Origin of the sequence: Martinezella lusitana (genome assembly GCF_016901135.1) — a bacterium.
GTDB lineage: Bacteria > Pseudomonadota > Alphaproteobacteria > Rhizobiales > Rhizobiaceae > Rhizobium > Rhizobium lusitanum_D.
In genome coordinates, this window is sequence record NZ_JAFEVL010000048.1 from 1 (window position 1) to 22,410 (window position 22,410).

At 59.0% G+C, this 22,410-nt stretch carries 25 protein-coding genes and 1 pseudogene; 13 read left to right on the forward strand and 13 right to left on the reverse strand.

Features of this window, described 5'->3' with window-relative positions:
• The 5 genes from JTP94_RS20790 to JTP94_RS20810 form a co-directional block, all read left to right on the forward strand.
• A partial coding sequence (locus tag JTP94_RS20790) for a hypothetical protein (protein WP_204852387.1) occupies positions 1-1,340 on the forward strand: 1,340 nt, incomplete at its 5' end.
• Positions 1,341-1,352: 12 nt separating this feature from the next.
• A complete protein-coding gene (locus JTP94_RS20795) occupies positions 1,353-1,955 on the forward strand; it encodes a hypothetical protein (protein ID WP_204852388.1) in 603 nt (200 codons plus the stop codon).
• Positions 1,956-2,076: 121 nt separating this feature from the next.
• Positions 2,077-2,397, forward strand: coding sequence for a hypothetical protein (locus tag JTP94_RS20800; RefSeq protein WP_246755155.1), 321 nt, complete (start codon positions 2,077-2,079; stop codon positions 2,395-2,397).
• Positions 2,398-2,421: 24 nt separating this feature from the next.
• Positions 2,422-3,462: a metallophosphoesterase gene (locus JTP94_RS20805; protein WP_204852389.1), complete on the forward strand. Its 1,041-nt coding sequence runs from the start codon at positions 2,422-2,424 to the stop codon at positions 3,460-3,462.
• Positions 3,447-3,623 (forward strand): hypothetical protein, encoded by a 177-nt coding sequence (locus tag JTP94_RS20810; RefSeq protein ID WP_204852390.1) that lies wholly within the window; start codon positions 3,447-3,449, stop codon positions 3,621-3,623. The genes JTP94_RS20805 and JTP94_RS20810 overlap by 16 nt, the downstream gene beginning before the upstream one ends.
• Positions 3,624-4,209: 586 nt before the next feature.
• Here the strand turns inward: JTP94_RS20810 and JTP94_RS35820 are convergent.
• The gene (locus JTP94_RS35820) at positions 4,210-4,341 is read right to left on the reverse strand and encodes a hypothetical protein (protein WP_281434817.1); all 132 of its coding nucleotides are present in this window, start codon (positions 4,339-4,341) and stop codon (positions 4,210-4,212) included.
• Positions 4,342-4,616: 275 nt separating this feature from the next.
• Positions 4,617-4,958, reverse strand: a complete 342-nt coding sequence (locus tag JTP94_RS20815; RefSeq protein WP_204852391.1) for a hypothetical protein — start codon at positions 4,956-4,958, stop codon at positions 4,617-4,619.
• Positions 4,959-5,319: 361 nt separating this feature from the next.
• On the opposite strand from JTP94_RS20815, the gene ilvA reads away from it, so the two are divergent.
• Together ilvA and JTP94_RS20825 are read left to right on the forward strand one after the other, a co-directional pair.
• Positions 5,320-6,570 carry a threonine ammonia-lyase gene (ilvA, locus tag JTP94_RS20820; protein WP_204852392.1) on the forward strand — a complete coding sequence of 417 codons (1,251 nt, stop codon included), beginning with the start codon at positions 5,320-5,322 and terminating at the stop codon, positions 6,568-6,570.
• A gap of 37 nt (positions 6,571-6,607) precedes the next feature.
• Entirely contained in the window at positions 6,608-6,946 is a 339-nt protein-coding gene (locus JTP94_RS20825) for an HlyU family transcriptional regulator (protein WP_204852393.1), read from the forward strand.
• Positions 6,947-7,189: 243 nt separating this feature from the next.
• On the opposite strand, the gene JTP94_RS20830 is transcribed toward JTP94_RS20825, so the two are convergent.
• Positions 7,190-7,966: an SDR family NAD(P)-dependent oxidoreductase gene (locus JTP94_RS20830; RefSeq protein ID WP_204852394.1), complete on the reverse strand. Its 777-nt coding sequence runs from the start codon at positions 7,964-7,966 to the stop codon at positions 7,190-7,192.
• Between the two features lie 105 nt (positions 7,967-8,071).
• Here JTP94_RS20830 and JTP94_RS20835 point away from each other — a divergent pair, with 105 nt between their 5' ends.
• Positions 8,072-8,659, forward strand: a complete 588-nt coding sequence (locus tag JTP94_RS20835; protein ID WP_204852395.1) for a TetR/AcrR family transcriptional regulator — start codon at positions 8,072-8,074, stop codon at positions 8,657-8,659.
• Between the two features lie 52 nt (positions 8,660-8,711).
• Here JTP94_RS20835 and JTP94_RS20840 read toward each other — a convergent pair whose 3' ends face one another.
• Positions 8,712-9,326 (reverse strand): FMN-dependent NADH-azoreductase, encoded by a 615-nt coding sequence (locus JTP94_RS20840; RefSeq protein WP_204852396.1) that lies wholly within the window; start codon positions 9,324-9,326, stop codon positions 8,712-8,714.
• Positions 9,327-9,462: 136 nt separating this feature from the next.
• Between JTP94_RS20840 and JTP94_RS20845 the strand changes: the two genes are divergently transcribed.
• Positions 9,463-10,428 (forward strand): LysR family transcriptional regulator, encoded by a 966-nt coding sequence (locus JTP94_RS20845; protein WP_204852397.1) that lies wholly within the window; start codon positions 9,463-9,465, stop codon positions 10,426-10,428.
• A gap of 43 nt (positions 10,429-10,471) precedes the next feature.
• Here the strand turns inward: JTP94_RS20845 and JTP94_RS20850 are convergent, their stop codons facing one another.
• On the reverse strand, positions 10,472-12,460 hold the full coding sequence (locus JTP94_RS20850; RefSeq protein ID WP_204852398.1) for a bifunctional 2',3'-cyclic-nucleotide 2'-phosphodiesterase/3'-nucleotidase: 1,989 nt from the start codon (positions 12,458-12,460) through the stop codon (positions 10,472-10,474).
• Positions 12,461-12,597: 137 nt separating this feature from the next.
• Complete coding sequence (locus JTP94_RS20855) at positions 12,598-12,957, reverse strand: PilZ domain-containing protein (protein ID WP_204852399.1); 360 nt, start codon at positions 12,955-12,957, stop codon at positions 12,598-12,600.
• A 197-nt stretch (positions 12,958-13,154) separates the two neighbouring features.
• Here JTP94_RS20855 and JTP94_RS20860 point away from each other — a divergent pair, with 197 nt between their 5' ends.
• Positions 13,155-13,958, forward strand: a complete 804-nt coding sequence (locus JTP94_RS20860; protein ID WP_204852400.1) for an endonuclease/exonuclease/phosphatase family protein — start codon at positions 13,155-13,157, stop codon at positions 13,956-13,958.
• 6 nt (positions 13,959-13,964) lie between these two features.
• On the opposite strand, the gene JTP94_RS20865 is transcribed toward JTP94_RS20860, so the two are convergent.
• Positions 13,965-14,426, reverse strand: a complete 462-nt coding sequence (locus tag JTP94_RS20865; RefSeq protein WP_204852401.1) for an Lrp/AsnC family transcriptional regulator — start codon at positions 14,424-14,426, stop codon at positions 13,965-13,967.
• A gap of 151 nt (positions 14,427-14,577) precedes the next feature.
• Here JTP94_RS20865 and ald point away from each other — a divergent pair.
• A pseudogene (ald, locus tag JTP94_RS20870) lies at positions 14,578-15,695 on the forward strand (alanine dehydrogenase).
• Positions 15,696-15,826: 131 nt separating this feature from the next.
• On the opposite strand, the gene JTP94_RS20875 reads toward ald, so the two are convergent.
• The 5 genes from JTP94_RS20875 to JTP94_RS20895 all read right to left on the reverse strand — a co-directional run bounded on the left by JTP94_RS20875 (position 15,827) and on the right by JTP94_RS20895 (position 19,640).
• Entirely contained in the window at positions 15,827-16,300 is a 474-nt protein-coding gene (locus tag JTP94_RS20875; protein ID WP_204852402.1) for a DUF1203 domain-containing protein, read from the reverse strand.
• 69 nt (positions 16,301-16,369) lie between these two features.
• Entirely contained in the window at positions 16,370-16,936 is a 567-nt protein-coding gene (locus tag JTP94_RS20880) for a GNAT family N-acetyltransferase (RefSeq protein ID WP_204852403.1), read from the reverse strand.
• A 2-nt stretch (positions 16,937-16,938) separates the two neighbouring features.
• Entirely contained in the window at positions 16,939-17,796 is an 858-nt protein-coding gene (gene sseA, locus JTP94_RS20885; protein WP_204852404.1) for a 3-mercaptopyruvate sulfurtransferase, read from the reverse strand.
• Between the two features lie 61 nt (positions 17,797-17,857).
• Positions 17,858-18,595 carry an alanyl-tRNA editing protein gene (locus JTP94_RS20890; protein WP_204852405.1) on the reverse strand — a complete coding sequence of 246 codons (738 nt, stop codon included), beginning with the start codon at positions 18,593-18,595 and terminating at the stop codon, positions 17,858-17,860.
• Positions 18,596-18,599: 4 nt separating this feature from the next.
• Positions 18,600-19,640, reverse strand: coding sequence for a cysteine synthase A (locus tag JTP94_RS20895; RefSeq protein ID WP_204852406.1), 1,041 nt, complete (start codon positions 19,638-19,640; stop codon positions 18,600-18,602).
• 295 nt (positions 19,641-19,935) lie between these two features.
• On the opposite strand from JTP94_RS20895, the gene JTP94_RS20900 reads away from it, so the two are divergent.
• Both JTP94_RS20900 and JTP94_RS20905 read left to right on the forward strand, forming a co-directional pair.
• Complete coding sequence (locus JTP94_RS20900) at positions 19,936-20,766, forward strand: SDR family NAD(P)-dependent oxidoreductase (protein WP_204852407.1); 831 nt, start codon at positions 19,936-19,938, stop codon at positions 20,764-20,766.
• 316 nt (positions 20,767-21,082) lie between these two features.
• Positions 21,083-22,195: a sn-glycerol-3-phosphate import ATP-binding protein UgpC gene (locus JTP94_RS20905; protein WP_204852408.1), complete on the forward strand. Its 1,113-nt coding sequence runs from the start codon at positions 21,083-21,085 to the stop codon at positions 22,193-22,195.
• 2 nt (positions 22,196-22,197) lie between these two features.
• Here JTP94_RS20905 and JTP94_RS20910 read toward each other — a convergent pair whose 3' ends face one another.
• Positions 22,198-22,383 (reverse strand): hypothetical protein, encoded by a 186-nt coding sequence (locus tag JTP94_RS20910; protein WP_204852409.1) that lies wholly within the window; start codon positions 22,381-22,383, stop codon positions 22,198-22,200.
• Positions 22,384-22,410 lie beyond the last annotated feature (27 nt).

The window sequence follows — 22,410 nt, forward strand, 5'->3', positions numbered from 1 at the left end:
GTCAGAATGCTGCGTTGACCGGCGGTCCCGGTGCTGGGTCGACCATCTACGTCAACCGCAGTCCTGCCTCCACAGTCAATAATGCCTCGCATTCACCGGCCAATCTGACGTCTGCTACGGATATCCGTCTGTTTTCTGGAGCAAACGGAGCATGGACGACGAACAGCACCAACGGCGCGGATTGCATGCTGATGGCTGTCTACATCGGCGCGGCCATGACGGACGCAGATCGGAATGCACTCGAAGCCCAGATCTACAACAAGTTCACGGCCATCCTTCTGGCAAACAGCGTGGTCGCCGCTCCGAAGCTCGGAGCCAATGGGGAAGCCTTCAATTTCACGACATGGGCGAGCGAAACGGTCTCCGGTGTCAATGGCAAGAGCAATCTGCTCTTCAACGATCCGGTACCGGGCACGAGCTGGGTTGTCAGTTCGTCTCCAAACGGGATAGCCGGTCTTCGGGAAACCACCAACGGCAGCACGACCAATTTCCCGGATTTCGTGGGGAGCAATAATTTCCCGTGGGATAAGCGCACCTTCACCGTCTATTCGGTGTTCACAATGTCCACGGCCCAGATGACGGCCTCCTTCCTGCCTGGGATATTCTCGGTGTGTCAGGGAACGCTCGGGACATCAGCCGGTAGACTTGTCTCGTGGTCGCTGAATAAAGACCACGGCGAAATGAACGCCAATACCGCGGATGTCAGTGGGGCTAACACCGACTATTCCAATCTAATGATCGGCGTGCCAAACAGCGCCACGGCCGGCTCTCCCGCCTATTACGGGTTCAGCTCGTTCTTCGGAACTGGCGCTCTCCCGCTCGTCAGCGTCCCGGCGCATGACAACATAGTCGCTCCTTCGTCTCATCCGCCGTTCTACACCGACAAGAAGTTCCTCGGCTATCGGCAAACGACGGACGGATACACGTTCCCCGGCTCGACGAATACCGCAAACGATCTTGGCAACGTCACGCTGATGATGGTTCTGAAACACACACCGCATCCGAATTACGACTTCTCGAAATCGGACAATGATCCAGCCAACATCCCTTGGCGGAACAAGGCCACGGTGGAAGTCAAGATTGCCTTCGTCGGAGCAGTTGACGGGTTCAACAAGTTCCTCGGATCTCACTCCACATATTATCAGGCGTCCTCTACGGCGGTCGCCAACAGCGTTTCGGGGTTCGGGCAGGTAGGCGATCAGATCGGTGGTCTCGGCACCTTCGACGGCTGGCAGCACGCCTCTGTGTTCCTCGGTAACCAGTACACCTCCGACGCCCAAGACCAAGCCATGTTCTGGCTTCTCGGCTCCGATCCTTCCAAAGTTTCCTCTCTCCTTTAAGGGAAAATATCCATGGCTAATACGAAATCGACAGTCATCCTGCCGACCGCTGGAACAGGTCTGAACGCACCTTCTCTCACCATGCTTTGGAACGCAGCGTCGGTCACGGGTTCCATCGCCACGACGGTTTTGACCGTGACTGCGGTCGGGAATGGCGTCGTCGCCCTCGGGCAGGTTCTTTCAGGAACAGGCGTCACGGCTGGCACGACGATCACCGGTTTTGGCACGGGAACGGGCGGCACGGGCACCTATACCGTCTCGACGTCTCAGACCGTCTCCAGCACGACGATCACGCTGAGCGGCACATATCAGCAAGGCATTCAGGCCTCTGTCGCGGAATGGGAGACGGCGCATTTCGGAAGCGCCACGCTTTCCACATCTTTCGTCCAGCTTTCCACCCTCGGGTTGACTACGGACGATGTGATCAAGGGCTTCGAGCTGATCAACACCGATGCTACCAACGATATCCACGTCTCGGCCGTCGCGTCACCCAGCGCTGGCCAGTATGGCGTTATCAAGCCCGGTCAGAAGATGACGGTGAATTCGGTACGCGCCAAAGACCTCTACGTCTCGGCCGCCGCTGGAACGCCGGTCCTGTCATGGAATGGATGTTGATCGAACGCCTCCTTATTCTCGGCTTTTTTATCTCTGCAGCCACGTTCACGGGTTTGATCCTATGGGCGTGGCTTTCCGTTTCTTAGGGCGAAATAATGTATAAATTTGAGGGGCGCTGTGCATGAACGGCCCGGTCACGTGGGAAACTTTGTCTTGGCTCGTGGGGGCCATATCCTTGGTGGTCGGGGTCTGTTTCGGCATCTGGTGGAAGCTGGATGCCAAGATCAGGGCTGTTGAGAAAGAAGCCGCCGACGAAACGGATGCCGTTAGAAAAGAACTGGCGGACACCAAGATTCATATGGCCGAACATTATATCAGCAAGGCCGGCCATCGCGAGACCACAGACCAAATCCTTCGAGCGATCGAGGGGTTAGGCGGCCGGATCGACAGCCTCTTCCAAAGCATTCCCGCGGCTCGCCGCCCTCGAAATTCCCAGGATTGAGGCGAAGCAATGCCGACACCTTTAATGACTGATGAAGAATGTATTGAAGCTGTAAAGCTTAGAAATCAATATGCCACCACGAAAGAAGCTGCCGAAGCATCGGGCAAAGGTTGGCACTGGATACAGCGCCGGGTGAAAGAAGCCGAGCGCCGCCAACTGCAGGCGAAAATGCAGAAGTCTGTCGAGATGCCGACATTCATTACCGAGGGCGATGAAGAAGAGCCGATTGAAGAAATCATCGATCGGATGTCCAAGAATTTCGAGCGTGCTAAAAAAGCTCAGGATTCCAGGAAATGGTTCCCCATCGCCGTCAAGGAGCAGAAGCCTATCGGTGTCCTCTTCGTGGGCGATCCTCACGTCGATGATAATGGATGTGCTTGGCCCATCCTTCGCCGGCATGCCGAAATCGCCAAGAACACCGAGGGAATGTTCGCGGTAAATATTGGCGACGTCGCGAATGATTGGGGCGGCCGGCTCATCAAGAAATATGCCGACCAGGACACGTCGGTCCATACCGCCCGCAGGCTGGTGGAATGGTTCCTGCTCAAAAGCGGGATACCCTGGATAGTCTGGCTTCACGGCAACCATCAGCACATGGGCGGCTCTATGCCGCTTCATGAAGAGATGAACAAGCGATACGGCACACAGCACGTCCCGATGCTGGATTGGGAGGCACGGTTCATCCTGCAGTTCCCAGACGGGGCAGAATTCCGCATCAACGCTGCCCATGACTTCGCCGGCAATTCGATGTGGAACCCTATCCACGGCGCCGTAAAGGCCGCCAAGTTCGGGGATAACATTGACGTCGCTGTCTGCGGTCACAAGCACAATTGGGCCATCAGCCAATGGGAACAGGCCGAGCAGGGCAATTCTCCACTGATGATCCGCGTACGTGGCTACAAACACCTAGACGACTATGCCCGGCGCATCGGAAAATATGAGCAGGAAGAGGGCCAATCGGTTCTCGTGATCTTCGATCCAAATTCGAAGACATCCACCGGCCGCATGACGGCCTTTGTCGATATCGAGAAGGGCGCGGATTACCTCACATGGCTTCGCCGCTAAAAGGGACCATCGGCCCAGAGATCCGCATCAAGGTCACGATGAACGGCAATTCCCCAATCTATGAACTGTGGGAAGGCCAAACCTACCGCGGCGAAGTCTCGGCCCAATGGATTATCGAAATGATCCAACATCTAGCCGGCGCCCTACGGTGGGAAAAATGAGGATCGATTCAGACTGCCGACGATGCCACGGCTCGGGCCTTATCCGCCTACCCGATGTTGACCGTTACCGGTTCATCACCTGCGATCATGGCAAGCCCATCGAATCGCCCGAGTTATCCCCAGATGATCAGCCCCCCGCTGATAAAGGGATAATCGACAAGCGCCCATCCTAGGCGCTACGCTCCGCAATGGAGCAACAAATCCCCCCATGCATATCTATGACTGCGCATTAATCAAATCCCCGTACAGGTCTGCCTATGCGGTATCATCTATAGGCGGCGCGCTCAATTGGCGCTCAAACTCCCGAAAAGCAACTTGGCCTTTTTCTCTCCGCACTCGCATTTAAGCCGCTCCTCGATCTCTGTGATCAGGGAATGGTGGAATCGGCCCGGTATAGCATCCCGGTCGAAATCTTTCTCTCTGCCGCAAGCCTCGCACCTTACTCGGATATCGACGTGGCGCGGGCAGACATTGAGATATCCCGGCGTCCAGTTCGGGATTTGGCGGAATTTCATTCTCTTGGCCTCCGTAGGTTTCCCCTGAAAGCCGCCCTGACGTTCTGATTATGTTCTGGCAGATCCGGGAGTCAAGCTCCCCAATAGCTGAAGTCTCGGGGATCATAATGCAGCTCCCCAGCATAAGAGAACCGCATCCCAATTTCGATGGCGGCTCTGAGCGTAACGATCAGGATCGCTTCAAAAGCGCAAAACTCGCTCATCCTTCCGTCTCCTTGCAAAAGGCGCGAGAAATGTTTTGCAAATCTCGCTTTGTTCCATAGGTTTCTATCGAAAATATTTGAAAGTTTTGCAGGGAAAATTCTGGAAATCTGGAGCTTACAATGGATTTTAAGTCCCTTGCGTCTACCAGTTTCGCCACGTCCGCGTGTCTTTCCCCTTCAAGCACTTGAGCGATTCAGTCAAGGAAATGTTTTCGCAAAAGCGGGCCAGCTTGCATTGGCCCGCCGCGGCATAGAAAGCATCCGCTGCGACCAGCTCAACGCCCTTTGAGAACGGCGATGAATGCCGGGGTCACTTTTTTCTGCTGGAATATGGCTTTGAAATCGACATAGCTTATTTTTCCAGAGGCAAGGCCGCTCGTCAGCCGCTCGCAAAAGAGCCGCTTTGCTTCGCTTCTTTGCGATTTCACATAAAACGCGATTTGATCCAGCGTTTCCGGCGGGAGATGCTGCGACATGCATTTGGCGATGACTTGTGCACGGGCGCTCGGGCTTTCCTTGATGATCGGAACGATCTTCTTGAAGTTTTCCTCCTGCGATGTACAGGAGGCCAGAACGGCGAGGGTGAAGACGACTGAAGCGGAGCGGATAAGGCGCATGAGGATGGTCTCCCTTGGATGATACCGGGATAAGCATCCGTTGCGCGATTCTTCAATTGGAAACGCAATTATTAGGTTAATTCTGCGCTGTGATTCACAGGCGAAGCCCGCCGGAGCCGAATGTCGGTACTAGGGCGGGCCTCTAACCATCATCATGATGGCTGTCCCGTATTGGAGACAGGCAAGTCCGCGCTGTCAATTCACAGATTTTGGGGGATATGACAGCAGAAGACATATATCTGCGATGCGGCCGATGTCTCTGCAATATCGTTCCGGCAGGTCTGAAACCGCGATAAACAGGCTTTCTTGCCTCATGTTTCCTGTGGCATAGCGAAGGTGGATTGAAGAAGGACGATAAGCCGTGGACAAACAGACTGTTCTCGAAGCCACCGAGGCAATGCGTGGTCTCTTCCCCGTAACGCCGCTGCAGCTGAACGAGCATCTTTCGGCTCGCTACGGCGCGGACATTTGGCTGAAACGCGAGGATTTGACGCCGGTGCGCTCCTACAAGATCCGCGGCGCCTTCAATTTCTTCCGCAAGGTGATTGCCGAAGGCGGAACGGAAAAGACCTTCGTCTGCGCATCCGCCGGCAACCATGCCCAGGGTTTTGCCTTCGTCTGCCGGCATTTCGGCGTGCCGGGCGTGGTCTACATGCCTGTGACGACGCCGCAGCAGAAGATCGACAAGACCCGCATCTTCGGCGGCGAATTCATCACCATCAAGCTCTTCGGCGATTTCTTCGACCAGTGCTATCAGGCCGCGCGTGACCATGTCGAAAAGATCGATGGCGTCATGGTGCCGCCCTTCGATCATGTCGATATCATCGAGGGACAGGCGACCGTCGCAGCCGAGATCGCCGAGCAACTGCCTGATGGCGTTGTTGCCGACCGCATTCTTCTGCCCGTCGGCGGCGGCGGTCTGGCGGCCGGCATCACCAGCTATTTTGCCGATCGGCTCGCCCGCGAGGCTTTTGTCTTCGCCGAACCGGCCGGCGCGCCGAGCCTCAGGCGCAGCATCGAGGCGGGGCAGGTGGTGACGCTGCCGAAGGTCGACAATTTCGTCGATGGTGCCGCGGTCGGTCGGATCGGCGATCTGAACTTCGCTGCGTTGAAAGAGTTTGCCGCCGAGCAGGTCAAGCTCATCGACGAAAACGCCATCTGCGTGACCATCACCGATATGCTGAATGTCGAGGGTGTCGTGCTGGAGCCCGCCGGCGCATTGGCAATTACCGCGCTGGAGACGCTGGATCGCGACAGCATTCGCGGCAAGACCATCATCGCCGTCGTCTCCGGCGGCAATTTCGATTTCGAGCGCCTGCCCGACGTCAAGGAGCGCGCCATGCGCTATGCCGGGCTGAAGAAATACTTCATCCTGCGTCTGGCGCAGCGCCCCGGCGCATTGAGGGATTTCCTCAACATGCTCGGGCCGGAAGATGATATCGCCCGCTTCGAATATCTGAAGAAGAGCGCCCGCAATTTCGGCTCTATCCTGATCGGCATCGAGACGAAGAATCCGGATAATTTCAAACAGCTTATCGCGAATTTCGAAAGTTCCGGCATGGGGTACGAAGACATCACCGAAAACGACATCCTGGCAAACCTGATCATTTGACTTTGCGACCCTGCAACCTTCATGCTAAAGGCGATCCATGGCTTCGTTCTTTTCAAATATCCTTTCGATCTTCACCGGCGGCACGTCGCAGGCGGGCACTGAAAAGTCCGCCGTCTCCACTGTCAGCGCCGAGCCCCAGGTGCATGCCGGGTGCACGATCTATGCCACGCCGCAGCGCGAGGGCAATCAGTTCCGGCTCATGGGCCGGATCGAGAAGGATGTGAACGGCGAGATCCTGGTGCGCAACTTCATCCGCGCCGACGTTTTCACCTCGTCGGACGATGCCGTGGAATCGACCTTCCGCAAGGCGCAGCAGATCATAGACCAAAACGGCACATCGCTGTTCGGCGACGGCGAAAAGATCCGCCAGGTCTGATCTCAGACATTGGGGTCTGCGGCGATCTATCTTTCTCCGAAGAGATATTGAAGGCGAGGCTCTGCCTTCATCCAAAGCCGAAGCATGGCAAAACGTATGTCTCGCGGCAATCGGAATTCGGAAATGCGCTATCGCATTGCTGAAAAGCAAAGGCCGCCTCATGCTTTACGCTTCTGGCGGCCTTCTTCATGATTTCGCGACGCCGGCCCGTACTGAGACAGGCGGCAGGCTAAGTTCTTTGGCTCAGGCCGCGCGGAAAATCTTGGCGCCCGAGGGGGCGTTCACCGCGCCGCCATCGACCGTGATTTCGATCGCCGTGACGTTGGTGGAATCGTCGGAGGCGAAATAGAGAGCGGCCTTGGCGATCTCCTCTGCTTCGCTCATGCGGCCGAGCGGGCTCAGGCCGCCGAAACGGGCCTCCAGCGCGTCCATGGCTTCCGGCGTTGCTGCCCGCGAATTCCAGATCGGCGTCTTGGTGGCGCCCGGCGTGACCTGGTTGACACGGATGCCGCGCGGGGCGAGTTCCGATGCCAGGTTGCGGGTCATGGCGCGAACGGCGCCCTTCGTGCCTGCATAGGCCGAATAGCCGGGAATGCCGAGGACGGCATGCACGGAGCCGTTCAGGATCACCGAACCACCGTCGTTAAGATGCGGCAGCGCTGCCTGGACCGTGAAGAATACGCCGGTGAAATTGATGCGCACGATGGATTCGAACTGCTCGAGCGTGGTCTTGCCGAGCGCTGTTTCGCCGCCAATTCCGGCATTGGCGAAGACGATATCGAACTTGCCAAGCTTCTCTGCTGCCTCGGCGAAGGCCTTCTCCATCGCCGGGATGTCTGTGGTGTCGGCCTGCAAGGCCAGCACATTCCCGCCAAGCTCCTCGGCGGCTGCGGCAAGGGTCTGCGGATTGCGGCCGGTGATGACGACCTTCGCACCCTCGGCGAGGAAGAGGCGGGCCGTAGCGAGGCCGATGCCGCTGTTTCCACCGGTGACGACGGCGACCTTGTTCTTGAGACGCATGTTCGTTGCTCCTGTTGGCTTTTCTCACGATCTGGATTATGATCGTTCTCCATAAGGATTACGATCATAATCCATTTTGTCAAGGCTGACTTGAAAGGATTCTCGATGGGCCGTTCACAATTGGAAAAGCAGAAGACGCATGAACGCATCGTCACCCTTGCCGCCAGACGACTGCGGGAGGAGGGGTTGAATGGGATCGGTGTCGCCGATCTGATGAAGGAAGCTGGGCTGACCGTCGGCGGCTTCTACAAGCACTTTGCCTCCCGCGACGAGCTGGTGGCGGAGGCGGTGCAATCCGCCGTCGAATCCTGGCGGCGGCAGCAGGAGGAAAGGGGAATCGATCCAGAGCGCATAGCGCTTGATGTCTACGTCGATACTTATCTCAGCGAACGTCACCGGGATCATTGCGGCGAGGGCTGCGCCTATGCCGCCCTGACGGCAGATATGGCCCGCAGCGGCGATGCCGTCCGCACGATCGCGACGGAAGGGCTGCGGAAGAATTTCGAAGCCATGACGGCGCGCATGCCTGAGCCGGAAACTCTCGAGGCACGGCAGAAGGCGATCGTTGCATCCTGCCTCATGACCGGCGCGCTGGGCCTTTCGCGGCTGGCGAATGACGAAGCGCTTTCCAGCGAAATTCTGGAGACCGTAAAGCAGTTCGTGAAGGATCTGCCGAACGGCGGGGCAAAATAGAAAGGCGGCCGGCAAACGCCGACCGCCTTCAATGCTTGCGTAGCGCCGTCGATTAGGCGGCGAGCGCCAGTTCGGCTGCGCGGGCCTGAGCGGCACCGATTGCCTTTTCGACTGCTTCCGGACCGAAGGCAATGCCTTCGACATAGACGGTCTCGACTTCGGTAATGCCGATGAAGCCGAGAACCGACTTCAGGTAGGGAACGGCGTGGTTCAACGGAGCAGCCGGGCCTTCGGAATAGACGCCGCCGGATGCCAGCACGATATAGGCCTTCTTGCCGGTAGCCAGGCCCTTCGGGCCGGTTTCCGTGTAGGTGAAGGTGCGGCCGGCACGCGCGATGTTATCGATCCAGCTCTTCAGCGACGAATAGATGTTGAAGTTGATGAGGCCGGTGCCGATGACCACGGTGTCGGCGGCGAGCAGTTCGTCGACGAGTGCGTCGGAAACCTTCACGAGTTCGTTCTGTTCGGGCGTGCGGGCGTCGACCGGCGTGCGGATGGCGGCAGTGAAGGGTTCGTCGATATGCGGCAGTGCGTCAGCAGCGAGGTCGCGGTGGACGATCGTCTTGCCCGGGTTGTTCGCCTTGATCTTCTCGGCAAGCTCGGTGGCGATCTTGGTGGAGAGCGAGTCAGAGCGCGGGCTGGAGGTTAGAAGCAGAATAGAGGACATGTCCATGTTCCTTTTCAATGGGTTGCGAAAATCGGGCGGGAAAACCGATCACGTTCAGCCAAAGACATAAGTCCTCAGTGCCATCGAAAAAAACTGTGATAATATGGATTGGACTTATCGATAGAATGGATGGCCAATGCTTCCCAATCCCACACTCGACCAATTGCAGGTTTTTCTGACCGTTGCGGAATCAGGTAGTTTTTCCGCAGCGTCCCGTGCGCTCAATCGCGCGCAATCGGTCATCAGCTACACGATCGCCAATCTGGAAGCGCAGCTGGAAATGCCGCTGTTCGAGCGCTCCGGCTCGCGCCAGCCGAAGCTGACGGACGCAGGCAGGGTGATGCTGGAGGATGCGCGGCGCATTGTGACAGACCTTCAGGTGATGCGCGCCAGGGTGAAAGGTCTGAAGACCGGCCTTGAGGCGGAGGTGGCCGTCGCCATCAGCGTCATGGTGCCGACGAATGCCACCGTCGACGTTCTCGCTGAATTCCGTGATCGTTTTCCGCTCGTCTCGCTGCGGCTCGACACCGGCGAACTCGGCACGATGCTGGAACTCGTTACCAGCGGCAAGTCGACGATCGGCATCGGCGGCGTGCTGAAGCAGGATGATGCATTGGCCATCGAGCGTATAGGCTATTCCTTTATGATGCCCGTCGCGGCACCCACGCATCCGCTCGCCCGGTTGGGGCGGCCGCTGTCGCTTGCCGATGTGCGCGAGGAAGTGCAGCTGGTGGTCACCGATGCCTCAAATCTCACGAAAGGCAAGGATTTCAATGTCCTGTCCTACAAGATCTGGCACGTCAGCGATATCGCCACCAAGCATCAGTTGATCCGAGGTGGCCTTGGCTGGGGTGGACTGCCGGCCTCGTTGATCATGGAGGATTTGCAGAAGGGGCGGTTGGTACCCCTGGCCCTTGATGCCTACGATCAGAGAGAAAATCCGATCTATGCGGTCCGCAAGCTCGATAACCCTCCCGGTCCCGCTGCTGCGTGGATGATCGAAGCCTTCCGGTCGCGCCTTTCGCGCTGCCCGAAGCAGGCAGATTTCAACGCGGCCATCGAAATGTTTCATCCGGAAGACAGGCAACTGGCCGCTGAATGAATAACCCTCTCCCCATGCGGGGGAGAGGGTTATCATTGAAGGATTACAGCACCAGCCGGTAGTTGCGGAAGCCGTCGGCGCCTTCGCCGGCATCTTCGACTTTCACGCTCTTGACCTGATCCAGGAAGTCCTTGGCCTTTGGCGAGCTTTGGAATACCGCAGTCGTGCCCGGCAGCGGCTTGAAGGTCCAGTTGCCGTCGGCGGTCGGATTGATCGTGCCCTGATCATGGACATAGCGAACGATGACGTCGCGGTTGGTGTCCGGTGCCTGGTAGACGACCTTGTCGGAAGCGATTTCCGGGAAATTGCCGCCGCCGCCGGCGCGGTAGTTGTTGCTGACCACGAGGAACTTCTGGGCAGCGTCGATCGGCTTGCCATTGAACTGCAGGTTCTGGATGCGGTTTGCATCGGCATTCAGAAGCTTGCCGTCATCGCCGAAGCGGCGCGGCTGCGACACGTCGATCTGATAGGTCACGCCGTCGATCACGTCGAAATTGTAGGACGGGAAGGCGTTGTTGATCAGATCGGCATCCTTGGCACCGGGCTGGACCTGGTTGAACATGGCAGCCGACATTTCCAGCCAGTTCTTGACCTGCGCGCCGTTGATGACGACAGCCTGCACGGTGTTGGGATAGAGATAGAGGTCGGCGACGTTCTTGATGGCGACATTGCCGGCGGGGACGTCGGTATAATAGTCGGCGCCGTTGCGGCCGCCGCATTTGAAGGGCGCTGCGGCCGAGAGCACCGGCAGGTCCTTATACTGCGTCTCCTTCAGCATCTCCTTGATGTACCAGACCTGCGCCTGGCTGACGATCTGCACCGACGGATCATCAGCGACGAGCGCAAAATAGGAGTAGAGTGGCGCCGAGGTCTTGCCGACCGGCGTGCGGACGTAGGTCAGCGTCGCTTCATGCTCTGCCTTGGCGGCTTCCACCACTTCCTTCTTGTCGGCGACATCGGCGATGACCTTCTTCTTGTCGTCGCGATGGTAGATCGGCCGGGCTTCGGAAGTGAAATCGACGATCTTCCAGCTCTTGCCGTCCTTTTCGAGTAGCAGGTCGATCAGGCCGAGATGCGAGCCCCAGAAGCCGGCCATCACGGCGGGCTTGCCATGCAGTGTGCCCTTGACCGGATCGGCGTCCTTGATGCCGTCCCAGGTCTTCGGGCCTGGGAAGACGAGATGCTGGTGGCCGGTGAAGACAGCGTCGATGCCGGGAACGGCGGCGACGTAGAGTGAAGCGTTTTCCATCTTGTCGGATGGGCCGCTGCCGTCGATGCCGGAATGCGAGAGAGCGATGACGATGTCGGCGCCTTCAGCCTTCATAACAGGCACCCAGGCCTTGGCGGCTTCGACGATATCGCGTGTCTGCGCCTTACCCTCGAGGTTCTTGATGTCCCAAAGCATGATCTGCGGCGGCACGAAGCCGATGAAGCCGATCTTGACCGGGCTTTCATTGCCGGCGCCGTCCTTGATCTTCTTTTCAATAATCCGGTACGGCTTGAAGAACAGGTCGTCCTTCGTGGGGTCGGAAGCGAGCTGGCCCTTGGTGAGGTTGGCGCAGACGAAGGGGAAGTTCGCGCCGGCCAGCACCTTGAACATGAAGTCGAGGCCGTAGTTGAATTCGTGGTTGCCGAGCGTGCCGACTTCGTAGCCCAGTGTGTTCATCGCCTTGATGACCGGATGGACGTCGCCATCCTTCATGCCATGCTGATAGGCCATGTAGTCGCCCATCGGGTTGCCCTGCAGCACGTCGCCATTGTCGATCAGCAGCGAATTGGTGGCTTCCGCGCGGATGTTGTCGATGATCGTCGCGGTGCGCGTCAGGCCCATCGTGTCGTTCGGCTTGTCGGCATAGTAGTCGTAAGGGAAGACGTTGACGTGAATATCCGTCGTTTCCATGAGACGCAGATGCGCCTGATTGCCGGCCGCGCGAGTCGCAAAGGGATGCAACACGATCAGCGCCGCAGTGGCGCTGAGGCCTTGCAGCAGGGAACGGCGCGACATACTGGGCAAATCCAGAATGGAAGACATGGAACACTCCTTCTACGATGGGGCTATGGTCCCGCGATCATCTCTCGGGCGAGGGAGATTAGGACGATTTTCGAAGGTGTGCACCAGGAATGTGACAGGCTTATTGTGGCCGCGATTCAGAGAGCGCCCGCATGCGGTCAGCGTTTCAGAACCGGCTTTATGTCCTTGTGGAAAAAGCGGAAATAGGAAGCGACCTTTGCCGACGCGTTGGACGAGCGATCGAACTCGATGCCAATGCGGCCATTATGAGCCCAGCGCACGAAACCATCAAGCAAGCCGATATCATCGCATTCGACGCGAACCTTGCTGCCTGCGGCCGCATAGAGCGGCGACTGCAGATCGAGAGCGATACCGCTGGTGGAAATATTGACCACGCGGCCCGCGACAAGCTTGGTGAAATATCGGACCTGACCCGTCAGCCGGGCATAATGGCGCGGCGAACCTCGCGACTTGATCTTCAGGTTGCCTTGAACGAGAGATTTCGAAGAGGGCTGCATGATGTTATCCCGGTTCGCACATCTTTTTCAGTTTTTGGATAGCATGCAAGCATTGAAAGATTCTTAGGCTGACCGCTAAAATTGTAGGCGAGCGTCCCGAATCGGCACCAGATTCAGATGATGGTCCTGGAGGTTTCCGGGAGGCTTGGCAGGTTCTGCCCGACGATTTACATGCGGATAGTGAGGGGAGCAGGATATTGCGCATCGTTTCCTTGAATGCATGGGGCGGCCGGCTGCATGAGCCGCTGATGCCGTACCTCGTCGATGTCGATGCAGATGTGCTTTGCCTGCAGGAAGTGGTTCGGACACTCGATGCCGATTCCGAATGGCTTGTTTATCGCGATCACGGCGTCGAGCTTCTGCAGCGGGCCAATCTTTTCGAGGAGCTGAAGGCCGCTTTGCCGGCTCATGATGCCTTCTTCTCTCCCGTTGCGCGCGGCGATCTCTTCGATGGCGATCGACGGCTCCGGTCCGAATTCGGACTGGCGACCTTTGTGCGCAGGAGCTATCCGATCATCGGCCAGGCCGTGGGTTTCATCCATGGCGAATTCTCGGCAGATGGGTGGGGACCGCATCCGCGGTCGCGCAACGCGCATTGCATTCGCCTTTTCGACTACGAGCACGACTACCCGATTACCATCGCCCAGATGCATGGCCTGCGAGACATCGAAGGCAAGGGCGATACGCCAGCGCGTCGCCATCAGGCGGATGCGCTGGTCGATATTATCCGCCAAGTCCGGCAGGGTGATGAGCGATTGGTCGTCTGTGGCGATTTCAACGTGCTGCCTGATAGCATCACCTTTGAAATCCTCGGCAGCCTCGGGCTTGTCGATCTCGTCACCTCGCGGGGACATGACGACACGCGCACGTCGCATTACCGCAAGCAGCCCCGCTTCGCCGACTACATGCTGGTAACGCCGGATATCGAGGTGATCAGTTTCGATCCCGTGGCCGAGCCCGAAGTTTCCGATCACCGCGCATTGCTGCTGGACCTGCGCTGACTGGGATCAGAGACCGACATTCGGCCGGTCGATGATTTCGCGCAGGGCAAAGCTGGAATTGATCTTCACGACATGCGGCAGCGCGGAGAGCCAGTCGCGATGGATGCGCTCATAGTCCTCGAGGTCTCGCGCGGCGACGCGCAATATGTAATCATATTCACCCGACATGAGGTAGCAGGCGAGTACGTTCGGACAGCGTTTCACCGCCGTTTCGAATTCCGAAAGCGTCTTGGCGAACTGGCCGGATAGCGAGATGTGCACGATGGCGATCATCTTGTAGTTCAGCGCCTTGTGCGACAGGTGCGCGTGATAGCCGTCGATGACGCCGTTCTTTTCCAGAATATCGAGCCGGCGCGAGCAGGCCGACGGCGAGAGGCCGACCTTTTCGGCGAGTTCCGCATTAGTGATCCGCGCGTTCTGCTGCAGCATCCGCAGAATCGAATGATCTATGGCGTCGAGGTCGGACATTCGATGATCCTTCGAAAAAACTCTTGTCCACGCAATAAATCACGAAAAATGATGGTAGCGCAAATGGTCTTTGCAAGGACATTGCGGGGCGGAGGTGGTCTGATTTCGCTTGGAGAAATTGCATACGCAAAAGCATTCGAGGAGGAATGAAATGCGCGTTGGTTGCCCGAAGGAAATCAAGAACCACGAATATCGCGTTGGCCTGACGCCGGCATCCGTTCGTGAATATGTCGCCCACGGCCACGAGGTCTGGGTCGAGACGAAGGCAGGTGCCGGCATCGGCGCCGACGATCATGCCTATGCCGCCGCCGGCGCCAAGATCGCTGCAAGCGCCAAGGATATTTTCGAGAAGTGCGACATGATCGTAAAGGTCAAGGAGCCGCAGCCCTCCGAATGGGCGCAGCTTCGCGAAGGACAGCTTCTTTACACCTATCTGCATCTCGCGCCGGATCCGGAACAGACCAAGGGCCTGCTCGCCTCCGGCGTGACCGCTATCGCCTATGAGACAGTCACCGATGAGCGCGGCGGCCTGCCGTTGCTGGCGCCGATGTCCGAGGTCGCCGGCCGTCTCTCGATCCAGGCGGGCGCGACGGCGTTGCAGAAGGCCAATGGCGGCCTCGGCATCCTGCTCGGCGGTGTGCCGGGCGTGCTGCCGGCCAAGGTCGCCATCATCGGCGGCGGTGTGGTCGGCCTGCATGCCGCCAAGATGGCGGCCGGCCTCGGCGCCGATGTCAGCATCCTCGACCGCTCGCTGCCCCGTCTGCGCCAGCTGGACGATATCTTCAACGGCCGCGTCCATACCCGCTATTCCAGCATTCAGGCGCTGGAAGAGGAGGTCTTCACCGCCGTCTCGTGATCGGCGCCGTCTTGATCCCCGGTGCGGCCGCGCCGAAGCTCGTCACGCGTGAGATGCTGTCGGGCATGAAGAGTGGCTCCGTCATCGTCGATGTCGCCATCGATCAGGGCGGCTGCTTCGAAACCTCGCATGCGACGACTCATTCGGATCCGACCTACGTGGTCGAAGGCGTCGTGCATTACTGTGTCGCCAATATGCCGGGCGCGGTTCCGGTCACATCGGCACATGCCTTGAACAACGCCACCATCTATCACGGCCTCGCATTGGCTGATCGCGGTCTGCGCGCCATCGCAGAAGACAAGCACCTCCGCAATGGCCTCAACGTGCACAAGGGCCGCATCACCAACAAACCGGTGGCCGAAGCGCTAGGCTATGAAGCCGCCGCGCCCGAAAGCATCCTGAACGTGGCGTAAATCCCATCGCGCTCACGTCAGATGGAGGCGCCGACATCAGCATATGCCGGCGCTTCTTTCTACTGCGCCGCGCGCCCTTTTGGCGCGCAAAGGAGGCAGTAGCATTTTTTGAATAGGGTATAACCGCTGGGTTATACGCGGTCTATTCGGCACTGATAGCAATTGTTGCGCGCCGAGCGGACATGGACATAAGCGATGTCCGCGCGCTCGAGCAGCGAGGCGGCATAGGCAGGAATCTCGCCGATCGGCGTCACAGCGCCGGTGCCGTAGACGATGCGATTGTTCGTCCCATAGCCGCGCACGATGAAATCCCGGCTGGTTGCCAGCACCGGCGGCAGGACCTCTTCCGCCTCGTAGCGTTTGCAGGGCGTCTTGTGCAGGAAGATCGGACCGGTCTCCGCATAAGGTTGCAATTCGGGGAAGGGCCGATAGGCGAAGACGAAAAGCTCCTCGCCGGCATCGATATTGCGCAGGCAATGGCGGCAGGGATGGCCGGGGCCGTCGGAGATCATGGTCTCCGGCTGGTGACCATAGGCGTCGGTACCTCCGTTCCAGAGCATTTCGGCGTCGGATGTCGGCATTGCGGAAAAGGCGATGGTGGACATGGAAATCTCCTTCTGAGGTTTACCATGTGATGCCTTGAGCCACCGCGGGAAGCCACCCGATTCCTGCCGCTAGTTGTTCTTGGCGAACTCCAGCAGTTCCTTATCGCTCAATGGCCTGACAATGCCTTGGCCGGTGGAAATCGGCGAAAAGCCGAACATCTGATAGAGCTGGAGCGCTCGCGGATGATCGAGATCGTTGGTGGTCGTTATGATCCGTTGCGGGTTCAGCGTCCATATGGCGTAGAGCGACTGGAGCAGGAACCATTTGCCGATGCCGAGGCCGAGCGCATGCTCTATGAGGCCGAAATGGCTGAGCTCGATGGTTTCCTCGTCCTGGCGGAAATATTCGAAGAATCCGGCCGGGGCGCCGTTGACGTAAAGCACGCTGATATCGTTGCGCTGATCGTGAAGGATCGCCGTCAGCTCCTCGTCAGACATACGCAGCCGGTCGACCCAATGCCAGCGAGCCCCGACCTGGCGGTAGAGATAGCGATAAAAGGGCAACGGAATGGCCGGCGAGCGCATGATCGCCGTCTGGATATTGACCGGCACCGCCAGGCTCGTCTTGGGCGGCGCGGTCATTTCCAGGCGGGTAATGTGGACCTTGATCGACGAAGGCGTTTTCACGGATGCCATGCTCAATCTTGACCGGTAGCGATCGGCGTGTCTGCGCGGCTGCCCCACTCAGACCATGAGCCGTCGTAGAGCTTGTTGCCGCTATGGCCGAGCGATTCGAGCGCCAATGTGATGATGGCGGCGGTAATGCCGGAGCCGCAGGTGGTCACGACAGGCTTGTCGAGATCGATGCCGGCCTTTTCGATGGTCTCGCGCAGCTCGGGCAGCGACTTGAACTTGCCGTTGGTGGCGAAGACGCCCGATGGCAGACTCTTGGCGCCCGGCATGTGGCCGGAGCGCATGCCTTCGCGCGGTTCCGGTTCCGCAGCAGCAAAGCGGCCGGCACTGCGGGCATCGGCGATCTGCAGGGAACGGCTGTCGACGATATCTCGCATCTCGTCGAGCGCGACGACGCGGCTGCCGTTGAAATTCGGCTTGAAGGTTGCGGGTTCGAATGCCGGGAGTGCCGTTTCCAGCCGCCGTCCTTCGGCTTTCCAGCCGTCGAGCCCTCCGTCGAGCACGAAGACGTTCGGCGCGCCCATGGCGATGTGGAACAGCCACCAGACGCGCGGCGAGGCAAACAGGCCGGGGCCGTCATAGACGACGATGCGATCGGTCTCGCTGATGCCGAGCTTGCCGACCTCTGCCGCAAAGAATTCGGGCGAGGGCACCATATGCGGCAGGTCGGTCGAGTGATCGGCTATCTTGTCCTGATCGAAGCGGATGGCGCCCGGAATATGGCCGCTGGAATATTCGGCATCGGCATTGCGCTTCTGCGCCGGCAGATAGAAGGATGCGTCGAGGATGCGCAGGTCCTTGGCACCTAGCTCGCTTTGCAGCCAGTCGGCGGATACGACGAAACGGCTTTTGTCCGCTGCCATGATGATCTCTCCCTGCTATGGTTTCTTGATCTCGGTGTCGGGATATCGACGCTTGCCGGCGTCAGTTTTCGTCGGTAGGGGCGCCGAAACGGATGCGGAAGCGGCGGTTTTCCTTGCCCTTCTTCTCGATCTTGGCGATGTGGATCGCTCCGACCTCCTGCGTCTCTGACACATGTGTGCCGCCGCAGGGCTGGCTGTCAACGGCGGAGTCCTCGCCGATGCAGACAAGGCTGACGCGGCCGAGGCCGATCGGCGGGCGCACGTTCTTGGATTTGACGATACCCGGATTGGCGGCCAGCTCCTCGTCGGTGATCCACTGGAGGAAAACGGGATGGTTCTCGTTGACCAGAGCCATCATCCTGGCGGTCACCTCATCCTTGTCGATCGTCTCGCTCATGTCGAAATCGACCCGGCTTTCATCCTCGCCGACTGCGGCACCCGTGATGGGGTAGGGGCAGACGACCGAGAGCAGGTGACAGGCGGTGTGCATGCGCATCAGCTTGTAGCGACGCGGCCAGTCGATGTGCAGCACCAGCTTTTCGCCGAGGATGGGCTGCGCCTGGCCCTCGAGCGGCACATGGATGATGATGTCCTTGATCGGCCCGTGCCTGGTCTGGCCGAGCATGATCTTCGAGCCATCGGCGCGCTCGAAGAAACCGGTATCGCCCGGCTGGCCGCCGGAGGTGGCGTAGAAGCAGGTCTGATCGAGCTCGATGCCCCCGTCTTCGTGGATCGCGGTTACGACTGCTTCGGCGGTCGAGAGATAGAAATCGTCACGGTAGAGGGCATTCACAGCCATGAGATCACGCTACTGTTTCGTATGGGACGGAAATATCCGCCCGCTTTTCAAGATAGGCCGGCAGCGGCAGGCCCTTCGACTTCAGGAAGTCCGGATTGAAGAGCTTGGACTGATAGCGATTGCCGTAATCGCACAGGATCGTCACGATCGTATGTCCAGGGCCTAGATCCCTGGCAAGACGCACAGCGCCGGCAATGTTGATGGCAGTCGAGCCGCCTAGGCACAGTCCTTCGTATTCGACGAGGTCGAAGAGGTAGGGCAGGGCTTCGGCATCGGTGACCTGGTAGGCGAAGTCTGGCGTAAAGCCCTCCAGATTGGCCGTCACGCGGCCCTGACCGATGCCCTCGGTGATCGAGGAGCCGGAGGACTTCAGCTCGCCGTTCTTGTAGAACTCATAGAGTGCAGCGCCTTCCGGGTCGGCGATGCCGATCTTAATGTCCTTGTTGAAGGCATGCAGGCCCATGGCGACGCCAGCCAGCGTGCCGCCCGAGCCGACCGAGCAGATGAAGCCATCGACCTTGCCTGACGTGTCGGCCCAGATTTCCTTGGCGGTCGTTTCGATATGCGCCTGCCGATTGGCGACGTTGTCGAACTGGTTCGCCCATATCGCGCCGTTCGGCTCTGTCTTTGCCAATTGCTCGGCAAGCCGGCCGGACAGCTTCACATAATTGTTCGGGTTCTTGTAGGGGACCGCGGGAACCTCGACCAGCTCCGCGCCGAGCAGCTTCAGCGCATCCTTCTTTTCCTGGCTCTGGGTTTCCGGAATGACGATGACTGTGCGATAGCCGAGCGCCTTGGCGACCAGTGTGAGGCCGATACCCGTGTTGCCCGCCGTGCCCTCGACGATGACGCCGCCGGGCCTCAGCAGTCCCTTTTTCTCGGCATCGCGAATGATGTAGAGCGCGGCGCGATCCTTGACCGACTGACCGGGGTTCAGGAACTCGGCCTTGCCGAGAATGGTCGAGCCCGTCGCCCCGGAGGCGCCCTTGAGCTTGATCAGCGGCGTATTGCCAATTGCTTCGAGGACGGAGGGGTGGACGGTCATGGAATCTGCCTTCTGTTCACAACTACTGTAAGAACGGTCTTTTCCCTTCACAAGGCGGCATAGGCAAGAAATTCTGTTCCTCGCTCTTCGTTCGACCTGCAAAATTCAACTTGGACGGCACCATTCGCCTACGCGTTCGCGGTCCTTCGATTGTCTCTGATTGGTGACATAGATTTCGGCATCGAGGACGACAGACTGGCCGAAAGCGGCCACAATGATACGCTATTTCTAAAATGCTACGGACGGCCGCGGTTGAGTGTTTGATGTAGGCGGCCGTCAGCCAAGGAGAAGAGCCATGAGCCCGTTCATTGCGCGTCCTGAACACGGAGTCGTCTGGATCACCGGCGCCAGTTCCGGCATGGGCCGAGCGCTGGCGCTGAAATTGGCGGGCGAAGGGTATAAAGTGGCCGTAACGGCCCGCAGCCACGACAAGCTTTTGGCATTGCAGGCGGAGGCGAGCGAGCTTCCCGGCAGCATCGTCGTGCTCGACGGAGACGTGACCGAGGCCGAAGACATGGAGCACACCGTCGCTGCGATCGAATATCAGCACGGCGCTGTTGCCTTGGCGGTCCTCAACGCCGGCATCTACCTGCCGGCGCGGGGCGAGGACTTGAACCACGAGGCTTTCGACCGCAGCTTTGCCGTCAATCTTCATGGCGTCGTCAACTGTCTCGTGCCGGCGGTTCGGCACATGCGGGCCAGAGGCTATGGCCAGATCGCCATCGTTTCCTCCGTGGCGGGTTATGGCGGCTTGCCCGGCGGCGCGGCCTATGGCGCCACCAAGGCCGCCCTCATCAACATGGCCGAGAGTCTGAATTTCGAACTCGATCGCCTGGGCATCCATATCCAGCTCGTGACCCCCGGCTATGTCGAAACGCCGCTGACGGCGAAGAACAAGTTTGCCATGCCGGATATATTATCCGCCAAGGAGGCGGCTGACGCGATCGCCGCCGGATTGAAATCATCGGCTTTCGACATCAGCTTCCCGAGGGGCCTGGTCTATCGGGCAAGGCTTTTGAAGCTGCTGCCCTACAGCCTCTATTTCCGCACGGTCCGCTATCTTCTCGGGAACGGCGGCAAACAGAGGTCAGTCGGCGCGCGGCCGACCCCCCATCCTGCTGAATAGCACCTGTTTTCCATTTCCCAGCGATACGTGCGCCTCGAGCACACGTCGCCTTGGCGTGACTGGCTGCGATGATGCCATCGACCGCCCATTCCACCTCTTCTCATATGCTATGTCGCCTGTCGGCATCAAATATAGCGTGGCATCATGGGGACCGCCCCACGACCGCGCGTTCCGCCATGGAATCTCCCCCGCAACTCTCGTGAGGAAATCTCGCTGCGTCCTGTGATATAAGGATTGCTGTCACTGTTCTGTAATGCAAGTTCGCTAGCAGTCCAAGCAATTGGCGGCCCAGAATGGACAGGTGGGAAAGAACAACATGGCGGAAATCCGGATCGAACAAGTTCGTAAAGCCTATGGACGCAACCAAGTCGTTCATGGCGTCGACCTGAATTTCCGCTCGGGCGAGTTTGTCGTCATTCTCGGCCCTTCCGGCTGTGGCAAATCCACCCTGCTGCGCATGATTGCCGGCCTTGAGGATATTTCGTCGGGCGAGATCATCATCGATGGCAAGGTCGTCAACCAGCTCGAGCCGCGTGAGCGTGGCTGCGCCATGGTCTTTCAGAACTACGCGCTCTATCCGCATATGGATGTCGCCGCCAATATGGGCTACGCGCTGAAGGTAGCCGGCGTGCCGCGCGAGGAGCGTGACCGCCGCATCAAGGAAACCGCCCGCATCGTCGGCCTCGAGGATTTCCTCGCCCGCAAGCCGGCCGAGCTTTCCGGCGGCCAGCGCCAGCGCGTCGCCATGGGCCGCGCCATCATCCGCGAACCGAAGGTTTTCCTGTTCGACGAGCCGCTCTCCAACCTTGATGCCAAGCTGCGCGTGCAGATGCGCGTCGAGATCCGGCGCCTGCACAAGCGCCTGTCGGCCACGTCGGTCTTTGTGACCCACGATCAGGTCGAGGCCATGACGCTCGCCGACAAGCTTGTGGTCATGTACAAGGGCAATGTCGAACAGGTCGGCACTCCCCTTGAAATCTACAACATGCCGCGTACCCGCTTCGTCGGTTCGTTCATCGGCTCGCCGGCGATGAATTTCCTGGAAGGCACGTTCTCGGCGAACGGCGAACAGTTCATCTTCGATGGCCTGCCGATTGGCGTCGACGCCAATATCGGCAAGCGTCATGCCGGCCAGCCGGTCGCCCTCGGCATCCGCCCGGAACAGGCGCGTCTCGTGCCGGCAGGCACGCCCGGCGCCATTCCGGCGACGGTCGACTTCGTCGAGGAGCTGGGCGCCGGCCGCGTCATCCATTGCGACATCAACGGATCGAGCTTTGCCATCGCTGTGTCGGATCACACGACCGGTCAAACCGGTCAGGCCGTTGGTCTGGAACTGCCGCAACAGCACACGCATCTCTTCGCCCAGGATACCGGCCTGCGGCTCGACGCCGTTGCTTCCGTCACGCCATTGAAGGTGATGGCACACTAATTTCAGACATCAATTTTCATGAAGAGCGCCCGGAAATCATGATCGATTTCCGGGCTTTTTTTCTTGGATGAAAAGAGGCTGCTGGCCTTGGAAGTCGAACCATCCTTGCTCAGCACAGCGCATCCCATCGGCACCGCGGTGCTTGTATCGACTCCGGCGCATAGCCGATATCCGATGGACGCACGCATGTTGCCTTCGCGCCAGCCTAATCAGCT

What these genes read in the sequence shown, in the direction of transcription:
- JTP94_RS20795 (WP_204852388.1), top strand. Translation starts at nt 1,353, where the DNA reads ATGGCTAATACGAAATCGACAGTCATCCTGCCGACCGCTGGAACAGGT.
- JTP94_RS20800 (WP_246755155.1), top strand. Translation starts at nt 2,077, where the DNA reads ATGAACGGCCCGGTCACGTGGGAAACTTTGTCTTGGCTCGTGGGGGCC.
- JTP94_RS20805 (WP_204852389.1), top strand. Translation starts at nt 2,422, where the DNA reads ATGACTGATGAAGAATGTATTGAAGCTGTAAAGCTTAGAAATCAATAT.
- JTP94_RS20810 (WP_204852390.1), top strand. Translation starts at nt 3,447, where the DNA reads ATGGCTTCGCCGCTAAAAGGGACCATCGGCCCAGAGATCCGCATCAAG.
- JTP94_RS35820 (WP_281434817.1), bottom strand. Translation starts at nt 4,341, where the DNA reads ATGAGCGAGTTTTGCGCTTTTGAAGCGATCCTGATCGTTACGCTCAGA.
- JTP94_RS20815 (WP_204852391.1), bottom strand. Translation starts at nt 4,958, where the DNA reads ATGCGCCTTATCCGCTCCGCTTCAGTCGTCTTCACCCTCGCCGTTCTG.
- JTP94_RS20825 (WP_204852393.1), top strand. Translation starts at nt 6,608, where the DNA reads ATGGCTTCGTTCTTTTCAAATATCCTTTCGATCTTCACCGGCGGCACG.
- JTP94_RS20830 (WP_204852394.1), bottom strand. Translation starts at nt 7,966, where the DNA reads ATGCGTCTCAAGAACAAGGTCGCCGTCGTCACCGGTGGAAACAGCGGC.
- JTP94_RS20835 (WP_204852395.1), top strand. Translation starts at nt 8,072, where the DNA reads ATGGGCCGTTCACAATTGGAAAAGCAGAAGACGCATGAACGCATCGTC.
- JTP94_RS20840 (WP_204852396.1), bottom strand. Translation starts at nt 9,326, where the DNA reads ATGTCCTCTATTCTGCTTCTAACCTCCAGCCCGCGCTCTGACTCGCTC.
- JTP94_RS20845 (WP_204852397.1), top strand. Translation starts at nt 9,463, where the DNA reads ATGCTTCCCAATCCCACACTCGACCAATTGCAGGTTTTTCTGACCGTT.
- JTP94_RS20850 (WP_204852398.1), bottom strand. Translation starts at nt 12,460, where the DNA reads ATGTCTTCCATTCTGGATTTGCCCAGTATGTCGCGCCGTTCCCTGCTG.
- JTP94_RS20855 (WP_204852399.1), bottom strand. Translation starts at nt 12,957, where the DNA reads ATGCAGCCCTCTTCGAAATCTCTCGTTCAAGGCAACCTGAAGATCAAG.
- JTP94_RS20865 (WP_204852401.1), bottom strand. Translation starts at nt 14,426, where the DNA reads ATGTCCGACCTCGACGCCATAGATCATTCGATTCTGCGGATGCTGCAG.
- JTP94_RS20875 (WP_204852402.1), bottom strand. Translation starts at nt 16,300, where the DNA reads ATGTCCACCATCGCCTTTTCCGCAATGCCGACATCCGACGCCGAAATG.
- JTP94_RS20880 (WP_204852403.1), bottom strand. Translation starts at nt 16,936, where the DNA reads ATGGCATCCGTGAAAACGCCTTCGTCGATCAAGGTCCACATTACCCGC.
- sseA (WP_204852404.1), bottom strand. Translation starts at nt 17,796, where the DNA reads ATGGCAGCGGACAAAAGCCGTTTCGTCGTATCCGCCGACTGGCTGCAA.
- JTP94_RS20890 (WP_204852405.1), bottom strand. Translation starts at nt 18,595, where the DNA reads ATGGCTGTGAATGCCCTCTACCGTGACGATTTCTATCTCTCGACCGCC.
- JTP94_RS20895 (WP_204852406.1), bottom strand. Translation starts at nt 19,640, where the DNA reads ATGACCGTCCACCCCTCCGTCCTCGAAGCAATTGGCAATACGCCGCTG.
- JTP94_RS20900 (WP_204852407.1), top strand. Translation starts at nt 19,936, where the DNA reads ATGAGCCCGTTCATTGCGCGTCCTGAACACGGAGTCGTCTGGATCACC.
- JTP94_RS20905 (WP_204852408.1), top strand. Translation starts at nt 21,083, where the DNA reads ATGGCGGAAATCCGGATCGAACAAGTTCGTAAAGCCTATGGACGCAAC.
- JTP94_RS20910 (WP_204852409.1), bottom strand. Translation starts at nt 22,383, where the DNA reads ATGCGTGCGTCCATCGGATATCGGCTATGCGCCGGAGTCGATACAAGC.